The following is an 11,908-nucleotide window of genomic DNA, read 5'->3' as shown; positions in this document are numbered from 1 at the left end:
AAGAGTTCAGGTGGAGATACGGCCCGGAGAGCGGCAAGTGGGCGGGCAGGACGCTCCGTTGGGTGTTCCTGGCGGTCCTGGTGCCGGTGGCGCCGAAGTGGTCGACGCCGCCCTGGTGCCCGATGCCGTGAAGGACGCCGCCCGGCGGGCGCCGGGGCACTGGGTCGGAATCGTCGACCCGGAGTGGGCCGAGGAGCGGACGCCGCCGGAGTGGGCGGTGCTGGGGGAGTGGCGGTCGGACGAGGACGGGGGCGTCGGGGAGTACCGCGCCAACCCGGCGTACCGGCCCTCGGCGCGGGTTCTCGGGTGGCCGGAGCCCACCGATCCGGTGGACGCGGCGGCCCAGCGCGCCGCCACCGGGTACGGATCGGTGGAAGCGGCGCTGGAGGCTCTCGCGGAGGCGGAGGTCACCGTCGTACGCGGGCCGGACGGCGGGCCGCTCACGGCCGCCGGGCGGGACGGGGCGCCGGTGGTGCTGTTGTTCACCTCGCCCACCCATGAATTCATGTCCTCGGCACTTCACCATGACAGCTTTCCCGCCAGGGAGTTGGCCAGGTCGGTGCGGCCCTCCGGTGCCCTGCTGATGGTCAACGCCGGTGCCTCGGCTCCGCTGCTCGTCCCGGCCGACAGCCTTCTCGGACCCGTGAGCGGGACGGGTGACCACAGCTCGGCCGAATTCCGGCCCCACACCACAGGGAGGACCCCGTGACGCGTTCGTCCCAGCAGACCCCCGCCTTCTTGGAGGCTCGCGCGGAGTCCGGCGCAGAGCGCGCTGAAAGCGCCGGGAGCAAGCAGAGCGAGGGGCCGGCCGGCCCTGTCGTACCCGCTGCCTCTGCCGGACCCGCAGTACCCACCGCCGCCGCTGCGCCCGGTACAGCCGCCGCCGCTGCCCCGGAGGCTCCGGAAAGCGAGAAGGCCGGAGAGGAAAAGAGCTCTGAGGCGGCCGGCGAGGCCACCGGCCCCGCAGCCGCCCGACCGGAGTCCGAGGCCCCCGAAGCCCGGCCCGGAACCTCCGAGGCCCGGTCCGAAGCCTCCGAAGCCCCCTCCCGAACCTCCGAAGCCCCCTCCGCAACCCCCGACGTCGACCCCGCCACCGCCACCGCCCCCGACCCGGACGCCTCCGCCGCCGCGCAGAGCCGGCTCCCCGCCCTCGTACGGACCATGACCGCCACCGCCATCGACCGGCCGCAGTCGCAGGCCGGGCCCGTCGGGCGGCCGGGCAAGGCCGTGCTCGCCGGGGCCGCGGTCGCGGGCGCGCTGCTCGTGTCCGTGCCTTTCCTCGTCCTGGCCGGGAACGACGACGACGGGCCCAAGCGGACGAACGCCGCGGCGGCCGGGACCGTGATCGACGGGAATGGGCAGGAGGCGCCGGGCGAGTTCGCCGTGACCGCGCCCGAGACCAGCTCCCCGGGCGACGGTACGAAGGGTGACGAGGGGAAGGCGGAGAAGCCCGCCAAGCCCGTGCAGCAGGCCCCCGCCCCCGCCTCGGGCGCGGACCAGGACGCCCCGAAGACGGACGGCACCACCGGAAAGACCCCCAAGAGCCCGGCGGAGAAAGCCGACGGCTCCAAGGAACAGCCGAAGAAGGCCGGCGGCGCGAAGAACCAGCCCGCCAAGGCCGGGCCCGCCGTGACCCTCAGCGGGCCCGTCTCCTTCCGCAGCCACCTCTCCGGCCGCTGCATCGACGTCCCCGGGCACAACTTCAAGGACGGCCAGCCGCTGTTCATGTGGGACTGCAACGGCGCCGACGCCCAGAAGTTGCGCTTCGCCTCCGACGGCACCATCCGGGCCCGGGACAAGTGCCTGGACGTCGCCAACGCGAACTTCAACGACGGCGCGCGCATCCAGCTCGCCTGGTGCAACGGGTCCGCCGCCCAGAAGTTCACCCTGAACGCCGCCCACGACCTGGTCAACACCGTCGTCGGCAAGTGCGTCGACATCCCGAACCACAGCCGGGGCAAGGGCCCGGAGACCTATCTGATCCTGTGGACCTGCACGGGCCTCGACAACCAGAAGTGGAGCGTCTGAGCCGAGCGCCTCGGTGCCCGGAGCCCCGCTCCCCGGCACCCGCCCGCACCGGGGACGAGGCATGATGACACGGTCGGCTCGCCGGCCCGACGTCCCCGGCCCCGTGGGGCGTTCGTTGAAGAAGCCGCCGTAGCAAGGAGGTTGGTGCGTGTCGCGCCAGGTACTGTCGGTCGGCCCCGAGGACCGCTTTTCCACGATCGGCGAGGCGCTCGCCGTCGCCCGTACCGGTGCGCTCATCAGCGTCCGGCCCGGAACGTACGCGGAGAACCTGGTGATCCACACCCGGGTCACCCTCACCGCCGCCGAGGGGCGGGGCACGGTGGAGATCCGGCCGCGTTCGGGCAGCGTCATCGCGCTGCGCGCCGACGCCGTCATGCTCTCCGAACTCACCCTGCGCGGCGGCGACTCCGAGCTGCCCGCCGTGGACGTACGGCGCGGGCAGGCCGCGTTCGACGGGTGTGAGATCGTCGGCGCCGCCTGGACCGCGATGCTGGCCGGCGGGACCGGCTCCCTCGCGCTGCGGGAGTGCCGGGTGAGCAACCCGCAGGGCGCGGGCATCGTGGTCACCTCCACCACGCCCACCACCGTCGAGTCCTGCACGCTCGAACACCTCGGCACCAGCGGCATCGTCCTCGCCGAACAGGGCGAGGCGCGCATCCGCGACTGCACGGTGCGGGGCGCCCGGGGCAACGGCCTGCTCGCCAATGGCGAGACCCGTGGCACCGTCGAGGACTGCGACATCTCCTCCACCGACAAGCCCTCCATCGCCCTGGAAGGGGACTCCGCCGTCTCTGTCGTCCGGACCGTGGTGCACGACACCAGCACCGGCGTGCATCTGAGCAGCGCGGGCCGCACCACCCTGGAGGACGTCCGCGTCACCGGCGCCTCCGGCAACGGGATCGCGCTGGCCGGAGGCACCGACCCCGTACTGCGCCGCTGCCGCGTCTCGCGCGTGCGGGGCCAGGGCGTCGTCGTCACCGACCGGGCGCGCGGCACCTTCGAGGACTGCTGGGTGGACGGCGCGCAGGGCGCGGCGCTGCGCGTCGCCGGGGCCTCCTCCCCGGCGCTGACCGGGCTGACCGTCCGCGACTGCGAAGGGGCGGGCCTGCTCCTGGAGGAGGACTCGGCGCCCGAGCTGGACCGCCTGGAGGTGATCGGCTCCTCGCCCGCCGTCGCCGTGCTCGGCGGTGCCAACCCGCTGCTGCGCCGGGCCCGGCTGGTCGAGCCCGCCGGTGACGGCATCGCGGCCTCCCGGGACGCCCGGGGCCGCGTCGAGGACTGCGAGATCGTCCGGCCGAAGGGCGCCGGGGTACGGGTGGCCTCCGGCTCCACGCTCTACCTGGCCGGTGGCGGGGTCTCCGACACGGCCACCAGCGGCCTGGTCGTGGAGGACGGCGGCAACGTCACCGTCCGCGACTTCCGCGTCGAGGTCTCCGGCGAAGAGGGCGTGGTCGTCGCCGCGGGCGGCGAACTGACCGCCAACCGCACCTCCGTGCACGCCCCCAAGGGGCACGGCTTCCTGCTGCGTGAGGGCGCGCTCGCCTCGCTCAGCGGCTGCGAGGCCAACGGCGGCGCCCAGGACGGCTTCCGGGTGGAGTCCACCGCCCCCGTCTCGCTCGTCAACTGCGCCGCCCGGGAGAACGAGGGCGGCGGCCTGGTGCAGACCGCCCCCGGCGAACGGCTCGCCGTGGAGGGCCTGAACAGCGTCGGCAACGGCAAGCGGGACGCCTGGGGCAGCGGCAGCGCCGAGAACACCGACCCGGCGGGCTCCGGCGCCGCCGACGGACCTGCCCCCGACCGTGCGGACGGACCCCTCGGCGCCCTCAACGCGCTGATCGGCCTGGAGAACGTCAAGCAGCAGGTGGGCACCCTGGTCAACCTCACCCAGCTCGCCCAGCGCCGCGAACAACTCGGCATGCCCGCACCGCCGATGAGCAGACACCTCGTCTTCGCCGGCCCGCCCGGCACCGGCAAGACCACCGTCGCCCGCCTCTACGGGGCGATCCTGGCGGAGCTGGGTTCGCTGCGCAGCGGCCACCTGGTGGAGGTCTCCCGTGCCGACCTGGTCGCCCAGGTCGTCGGCGGCACCGCGATCAAGACCTCCGAGACCTTCCAACGGGCCCTGGGCGGCGTGCTGTTCATCGACGAGGCGTACACCCTCACCTCGGACAGCGGCAACGGTGGCGCCGACTTCGGCCGCGAGGCGGTGGACACCCTGCTGAAGCTCATGGAGGACCACCGCGACGACGTGGTGGTCGTCGCGGCCGGCTACTCCCGCGAGATGGACTCCTTCCTCGGCTCCAACCCGGGCCTGGCGTCCCGCTTCTCGCGGACCGTCGAGTTCGAGAACTACTCGGTGCCCGACCTGGTCGCGATCATGGAGAGCATGTGCGCCCAGCATCAGTACGAGCTGGGTGAGGGCACCGCGGAAGCGCTGGCCGCGCACTTCGCGGCGATGGACCGGGACGCCGGATTCGGCAACGGCCGTGCCGCGCGCGGGGTGTTCGAGGAGATGGTGGACCGGCAGGCGGTCCGGCTCTCCGCCCAGGCACAGGTCGGCGAGCGCGATCTGCGGCTGCTGTTGCCCGACGACGTCTCTGCCACCGCCGCCGCGTCGGCCGCCGAGACCGCCGCACCGGCCGACGACCCGCTCACCCGCCTCGGCGACATGATCGGCCTGGCCGAGGTGAAGCGCGAGGTGGCCGACCTGGTCAACCTGATCACCACCGCCCGGCACCGCGCCGCCGCCGGGCTGCCGGTCCCCTCGCTCAGTAACCATCTGGTCTTCACCGGCCCGCCCGGCACCGGCAAGACCACGGTCGCCCGCCTCTACGGGGAGGTGCTGACGCAGCTCGGCGTCCTGGAACGCGGCCAGTTGGTCGAGGCGGCCCGCGCCGACCTGGTGGGCCGCTACATCGGCCACACCGCCCAGTTGACCCGCGAGGTCTTCGAACGGGCCCGTGGCGGTGTGCTGTTCATCGACGAGGCGTACACCCTCACCCCGCGCGGCGGCGGCGCCGACTTCGGTCAGGAGGCGGTGGACACCCTGCTGAAGCTGATGGAGGACCACCGCGACGAGGTCGTCGTCATCGTCGCCGGCTACACCGACGAGATGGAGCGCTTCCTCGCCTCCAACCCCGGCCTCTCCTCCCGCTTCCCGCGCCGGATCGCCTTCGCCGACTACTCCTCCGAGGAACTGGTCACCATCGTGCGCGCCCAGGCCGCGGCCATGGGGTACGAGTGCGGTCCCGGCACCGGCCCCCTGCTCAAGGAGTACTTCGACGCGGTGCCCCGCGACCGGTCCTTCGGCAACGCCCGCCTGGCCCGCCAGGTCGTCGAGTCGATGGTCACCCGCCAGGCGGGCAGGCTCAGTTCGCTGGCCGCGCCCACCCTGGACGACCTGCGCATCCTCCTCCCGGCGGACGTGACGGCCGTGACTCCGAAGGCGGTCCCCCGATGAGGCCGCCCGCCCGGGGCACGACCCGCCTGCTGTACGGCGCCGGGCTCGCCGCCGCCCTGATGCTGCCCGTGGCCGTGACCGCCCAGGCCGCGCCCCTCGCCCGTACACCGATGGCCCTGCCCGCGATCGACGGACTCTCCGCGGCCGACGGGCTTCCCACGGCCGACGGGAAGAAGGGCCAGGAGCTGCCCGGCATGCCCTCCGCGCTCGACCCACGGGCCGAGGAGGTGGTCTGCACCCCCGCCTCCGAGGAGAAGGCGAAGAAGCAGGACTGGTCGCGTCAGCGCCTCGACCTGGACCGGCTGCACCGGCACTCCACCGGGGCGGGCGTCACCGTCGCGCTGATCTCCACCGGGGTCGACCCCGACGCCACCGGGCTTGACGGCCGGGTCACCGCCGAGGGCGAGGCCGCCGACGACTGCGTCGGACACGGTACGTTCCTGGCCGGGCTGATCGCCGGGACCGGCGGGAACACCCCGAGGCTGGCCGGCGTCGCCCCCGGCGCGAAGATCCTGGCCCTGCGCGGCACCGACCGGCGCGGGCAGCCGGACCCGGCCCTGGTCGCGGCGGCCGTGCGCGAGGCGACCGCCGCCCGGGCCGGCGTGATCGCGGTCGCGGTGGCCCTGCCGCGCCGGGACAAGGCGCTGACCCGTGCCGTCGCCGAGGCCAGGAAGGCGGGCGCGGTGGTCGTCGCCGCGGCCACCCCGGACTCGCCGTCGCGCGGCTCCGCCGACGAGATCCCCTCCCGTACCTACTGGCCCGCCGGAGAACCCGGTGTCCTCGCGGTCGCCGACATGCTGCCCGTCGGCGCCCGCCCGGACGGCGCGCTGCCCACCGGCACCGTCGACCTGGCCGCCCCCGGCGCCGGGGTGGTCTCCGGCGGCCCGCGCGGGAGAGGGCACTACCTCGGGGGAGGCGTGGGGGTGGCCACCGCGTACACCGCCGGGGCCGCGGCGGTCGTCCGCGCCACCCACCCCGAGGACTCGGCCGACGCGGTGACCCGCAGGCTGACCGCCACCGCGTACCCCGCCGACCTCCCCCAGCTGGACGCCTACGCCGCCGTCACCACCGTCCTCGGCGACTCCGCCGCGCCGGCCGCCGGTGCGGAGCGCGCCGCCGAACCCGTGGCCGTACGCGACACCTCCGGCACCGACCGGGCCACCGGCCGCGCCACCCTCTTCGTGCTCCTCGGCACGGCCGGTGTCCTCGCGGTCCTCTGGGCCGGCTTCGCCCTCTCACGGGCGCGCGCCCGGGGCTGGCGTCCGGCGGGAGCGGGCACGCCGGGCAAGGGCTGAACGGACAGAGGCGCCCTCCCGCGGAGAAGTTCCGCGGGAGGGCGCCTCTGTCCGTTCCGTACGCTCAGCCCTCCTCCACCAACGCCGTCTGCATCAGCCGCGGCTTGCGGCGCGCGATGTGCAGGGCCCGGCCGGGCGGCAGGTTCAGCGGCTTCGCGTTGCCGAAGAGACGGCCCTCCGTGGGCGGGCAGGAGAGCAGGACGGCCGGATTGTTGGCCTCGTCCAGGCGGCGGATGAGGCCGTCGCTCAGGCCACGGCCCGCGCCCATGGCGCTGCGGGCGACGATCACATGCAGGCCCATCTCGAAGCCGAGCGTCAGATTCTCGAAGATCGGCTCGAAGGGGCTCTGGAAGGAGTTCCCGGAGACCATGTCGTAGTCGTCGACCAGGATGAACAGACGCGGTCCGGTCCACCAGTCGCACCGGCGCATCCGGGCCGGGGCGATGTCCGCCCCGGGGATGCGGGTCTTCATCGCCCGGGCCGCGCCCTCGATGGTCTCGTTGAGGTTGTCCAGCGAGATGACGTGCCCGATGCGGTACTCCTCGGGGATGGCGTCGACCAGGGTGCGGCGGTAGTCCACCGCGATGATCTTCGCCTCCTCGGGGGCGTACCGGGTGGTGATGCCCTGGGTGATCAGGCGCAGCAGATTGGTCTTGCCGCTCTCCGTGTCACCGACCGCGATCAGGTGCGGAGTCCGGCTGAAGTCGTGCCAGACCGGCTCCAGAGCGTCCTGGTCGAGGCCGAGCGCGAGGCGCATGCCGCCGCCCTCCGTGGCCTCGGGGGCCGGGAGTTCGGCGAGCGGGAGGCGGTGCGGCAGCATCCGGACCTGCGGGGCGGGCGGGCCGGACCAGTGCCGGGAGATCTCCGCGACCAGATGGGCCACGCCCTCGCCGAGGTCCTCCAAGGAGCCGCTGCCGTCCAGGCGGGGCAGGCCCGCGAGGAAGTGCATCTTGCTGTCGGCGGTGATGCCCCGGCCACCGGTGCGCGGCACCGAACGGGCCTTACGGGTGTCGATCTCGGAGTCCATCGGGTCACCCATCCGCAGCTCCAGCCGGGTGGCGGCCTGGTCGCGGACCTGCGCGGACAGCTCCACCCAGCGGGTGGTGGTGATGATCAGGTGGATGCCGTAGTTGAGGCCGCGGGCGGCGAGTTCGTTGAACTTCGGGATCAGGTCGTCGTAGTCCTGGCGGACCGTGGACCAGCCGTCGACCACCATGAACACATCGCCGAACGGCTCGTCGGGGAACTCCCCGGCGGCCCTGCGGCGGCGGTAGGACTGCATGGAGTCCAGCGTGTGGTCCACGAAGAACTGCTCGCGGCGGGCCAGGAGCGTCATCACCTCGGCGACGGCCCGGTGCACCCGCTCCGGGTTGAGCCGCGCCGCGACCCCGCCGACATGCGGCAGGGCGGCGAGTTGCGAGAGACCGCCGCCGCCGAAGTCCAGGCAGTAGAACTGGACTTCGGCCGGGGTGTGGGTGAGTGCGAGGGCCGCGATGAGCGTCCGGGCGAGCGTGGACTTGCCGCTCTGCGAACCTCCCGCGACGGCGACATGGCCGCCCGCCCCGGAGAGGTCCACGATCAGCGGGTCGCGCCGCTGCTCGAAGGGCTTGTCCACCAGGCCGACCGGGACCCGCAGCTTCCCGGCGCCCGGCCAGCCCGCGGCGACGAGACCGCGCTCCTCGTCCGGCGCGATGCCGGGCAGCAGGGCGTCCAGCGGCGACGGCTCGTCCAGCGGCGGCAGCCACACCTGGTGGGCGGCGGGCCCGGAGCCGCGCAGCCGGTCCAGCGCCACCTCCAGCAGCGCCTCCTCGTCCTCCTCGCTCGAAGGCTCCGGCTCGGGCGCGGCCTCCAGCGTGCGCGGCACCACCCAGCCGCTGGTCCACGGCACCACCTGGCTCGCCACCCGGGCCTGCACCACCGCACCCGTCCGACGCCGGTACGTCCCCGAGGAGTACGCGGCGCGGAACCGGGTCAGGGCCTCCACCCCGGACTTCAGATAGCCGCTGCCGGGCGCGGCGGGCAGCTCGTAGGCGTCCGGCACCCCGAGCACACCGCGGCTCTCCATCGCGGAGAACGTCCGCAGGCCTATGCGGTACGAGAGGTGGCTCTCCAGCTGGTGCATGCGCCCCTCGTCCAGGCGCTGGGAGGCGAGCAGCAGATGCACGCCCAGCGAGCGGCCCAGGCGGCCGATCATCACGAACAGCTCCATGAACTCCCGGTGCGTGGAGAGCAGTTCGCTGAACTCGTCGACCACCACGAAGAGACTGGGCAGCGGCGCGAGGTCGGCTCCGGCGGCGCGGGCCCGCTCGTACTCCAGCGCCGAGGTGTAGTTGCCCGCCGAGCGCAGCAGCTCCTGGCGACGGATCAGTTCGCCGTGCAGGGCGTCCTGCATGCGTTCCACCAGGGCGACTTCGTCGGCCAGGTTGGTGATCACGGCTGAGGTGTGCGGGAGTTCCTCCAGGCCGAGGAAGGTGGCGCCGCCCTTGAAGTCGACCAGGACGAAGTTGAGCGTCTCGGAGGAGTTGGTCAGCGCGAGGCCGAGGACGAGGGTGCGCAGGAGCTCGCTCTTGCCGGAGCCGGTGGCGCCGATGAGCATGCCGTGCGGGCCCATGCCGCCCTGGGCCGACTCCTTGATGTCGAGCTCGACCGGGCGGCCGTCCACACCGACCGCGATCGGCACCCGCAGCCGGCCGGAGCCGGAGTGCCGGTCGAACAGGGTCTGCGGATCGTGCCGGTGCAGGTCGGGGATGCCGAGCAGGGTGGTCAGCTCGACGTCGGTGTCCAGCGGCTGCGCGATATCGGTGCCCAGGCTCATCCGGCGCGGGGTGAGCAGCCGGGCCAGCGACTCCGCGCCGAGCGGGCCGAGCCGGTCGGGGCGGCCGAGCGGCACCGAGCGCTCCTTGCGGCTCCGGTCGGTGCGCACCAGGCTCACCCGGTCCGGCCCCACCGTCAGCCGCAGCGTGTTGCGGCCGGGCCGCCAGCGCAGCGCCCCGGAGACATCGAGGATCAGGGCGTTGCGGTAGCCGTGGCCCTCCCAGCGGTGGCCCTCCGGGACGCTGACGCCGTCCAGCACGACGACCGTGTACGGCTCGTCACGGCCGGGGCGGGCGTCCGGGTCGAAGCCGGGGCGCTCGGCGAACTCGGCGCCGAGCAGATCGTCCAGCTCGGCGAGGTCGGCGGTGATCCGGCGGGCCTGCCCCGCGCCGTCCTCCTCGTGCGGATCCAGCACGTGCGGCAGCCACTTGACCCACTCCCAGTCGGTCCGCCGCTCGTCGCTGACACAGAGGGCGATCCACAGCTCCTCGGGCGCGTGGAACACCGCCAGCTGCCCGACCACGGCCCGCACGAGGGCGCGTACGGCATCACTGTCGTCGCCCCCGCCGCCGCTCTCGCCCGGAGCCGCCGCCTCCTCGCCGTCCGCGCCCTCCGGGCGCAGCAGGATCCGGGCCGAGGAGCGGAGGTAGAGGCCGAGCGGCTGCTCGGGGATGGTGGAGTAGGCGCGGATGAAGCGGCGCAGGGCGTGCGCGCAGAGGGGTTCGAGGTCCTCGACCGGACGGGTGGAGACCGGGTTGAGGGTGAGGGCGAGCTGCTGCTCGCCGACCGCGAGACGGACCTCGCCGAAGTCCTCGTCGGCCGGGCGGCGCTCCCACAGCCGGGAGGTGCGGGCCAGCGAGCGGAGCGAGGCGGGCTCGGGGTGGCGCCAGGCGAGCGCCCGCTGCTGCTCCGCGATGGTGGTCCGTACCCGCTTGCGGGTCTGGGCCAAGTAGCGCAGGTAGTCGCGGCGTTCGCCCTTCAGCCGCTGCTTGCGCTCGCTGGAGCGGCGCATCAGCTGCCCGAGCAGCATGGCTCCGGCGGAGAGCGCCATGACGCCCATCGCCAGATACATGAAGACGCCGTTCCCGCCGCCGGGGCGCAGGAACATCAGCATCATCGACACCGACATCAGCGCCATCGGCAGATAGGTCCACACCGCCGAGGTGTCGGGCACCGTCTCGGCGAGGACCGGCGGCTCCTGGAGGGTCAACTGCCCCTCGGGCATCTCCGGCCCGCGCCTGCGGGCCGGGCGGCGAAACAGCACGACACTCAAGGAACAGAACCTCCGGTTCACTGACTTTCCGGCCCGTACCGAATACCGGCGGGTACCCGGCAGGGGGAAAGACCGCACCAGGCTGATTCTCCGGGCCGTACGTGCCCCGATGAACGCCGGGTGAATGTTTCGAGCGGATAGCGGGAGACGGTCAACTTCCGTGATGGGCAAGCGCCTGCCGGATTCGAGGACCGGTCCGCGGTACGACCGGTGGCCGCAGGCAGTAGTCTGCATTCACGGAACACGACCTGTCCACGCGGGAGTGGCGGCTGCCGGATGTGCGGGCACAATTTCCCTGCCCGGCCCCCGGGTTCACCGCCGCGCGGACCTATCCGTACTGTTCGCACATTCCCTCTGCCGGGGAAGTCCTCTGTCAAAGCCTGCACGGAAGACGAGAGTTCTGCTGATGACCGACAGTGCGGTGGCCGAAACGTGCCGCCTGACCGTACGTGCGCCGAGCGTCACCATCGATCTGGCCGTGCCCGCCGACGTACCGGTCGCCGATCTGCTCCCCACCCTCCTGCGGTACGTCGGTGAGGAGGCCGAGGAGGCCGGGCTCGACCACGCCGGCTGGGTGCTCCAGCGGCTCGGCGACGCCCCGCTCGACGAGGAGACCACCCTGGCCCGCGCCGGTCTCGCCGACGGCACGGTGCTCCATCTGCGCCCGCACACCGAGGCGCTGCCCGAGGCGCGGCTCGACGACCTGGTGGACGGGATCGCCGAGACGGTGGGCCGCCGGCTGCACACCTGGAGCGCCGGGGCGGCCCGGGGCCTGCTGGTGGGCACCGCCGTGGCGACCGTGGCAGCCGCTCTGGTGCTGGTGTTCCGGCCCGGGGTGAACGCTTCCGGTTCGACCCGGGCCGCCCTCGCGGCCGTCGCCGGACTGCTGCTGCTCGCCGGTGCGGGCTCCGCCAGCCGGGCGGTCGGCGACCGGCTCTCCGCGACCGCGCTCGGCCTGCTGGTCGCCCCGTGCTTCGCCCTGGTCGGCTGGGTGCTGCCCGGCGGCGACCTGACCGGCCCCGACGCGGCGCGGGTCGC

6 protein-coding genes are annotated in these 11,908 nt (G+C 73.8%); 5 read left to right on the top strand and 1 reads right to left on the bottom strand.

The genetic code is table 11. The features are described 5' to 3' along the window. Positions 1-97: 97 nt before the first annotated feature. From G3I54_RS30120 to G3I54_RS30105, 4 genes are all read left to right on the top strand, one after another. Positions 98-709, top strand: a complete 612-nt coding sequence (locus G3I54_RS30120) for a type VII secretion system-associated protein (RefSeq protein WP_343240468.1) — start codon at positions 98-100, stop codon at positions 707-709. Continuing rightward, positions 706-2,028 carry a ricin-type beta-trefoil lectin domain protein gene (locus tag G3I54_RS30115; protein ID WP_164619128.1) on the top strand — a complete coding sequence of 441 codons (1,323 nt, stop codon included), beginning with the start codon at positions 706-708 and terminating at the stop codon, positions 2,026-2,028. Before G3I54_RS30120 ends, G3I54_RS30115 begins: the two co-directional genes overlap by 4 nt. 148 nt (positions 2,029-2,176) lie before the next feature. Further along, positions 2,177-5,488 (top strand): right-handed parallel beta-helix repeat-containing protein, encoded by a 3,312-nt coding sequence (locus tag G3I54_RS30110; protein WP_164619126.1) that lies wholly within the window; start codon positions 2,177-2,179, stop codon positions 5,486-5,488. Then, positions 5,485-6,783 carry a S8 family serine peptidase gene (locus G3I54_RS30105; protein WP_164619124.1) on the top strand — a complete coding sequence of 433 codons (1,299 nt, stop codon included), beginning with the start codon at positions 5,485-5,487 and terminating at the stop codon, positions 6,781-6,783. The genes G3I54_RS30110 and G3I54_RS30105 overlap by 4 nt, the downstream gene beginning before the upstream one ends. Before the next feature lie 64 nt (positions 6,784-6,847). Here the strand turns inward: G3I54_RS30105 and eccCa are convergent, their stop codons facing one another. After that, positions 6,848-10,870, bottom strand: a complete 4,023-nt coding sequence (eccCa, locus tag G3I54_RS30100; RefSeq protein ID WP_239144651.1) for a type VII secretion protein EccCa — start codon at positions 10,868-10,870, stop codon at positions 6,848-6,850. 406 nt (positions 10,871-11,276) lie between these two features. Here eccCa and eccD point away from each other — a divergent pair. Then, a partial coding sequence (gene eccD / locus G3I54_RS30095) for a type VII secretion integral membrane protein EccD (RefSeq protein WP_164619122.1) occupies positions 11,277-11,908 on the top strand: 632 nt, incomplete at its 3' end.

It is taken from the genome of Streptomyces sp. SID14515 (genome assembly GCF_010548505.1).
Taxonomy (GTDB): domain Bacteria; phylum Actinomycetota; class Actinomycetes; order Streptomycetales; family Streptomycetaceae; genus Streptomyces; species Streptomyces caviscabies.
The sequence above is the reverse complement of the archived record's forward strand: the minus strand, read 5'-3'. Positions and strand labels throughout refer to the sequence as shown.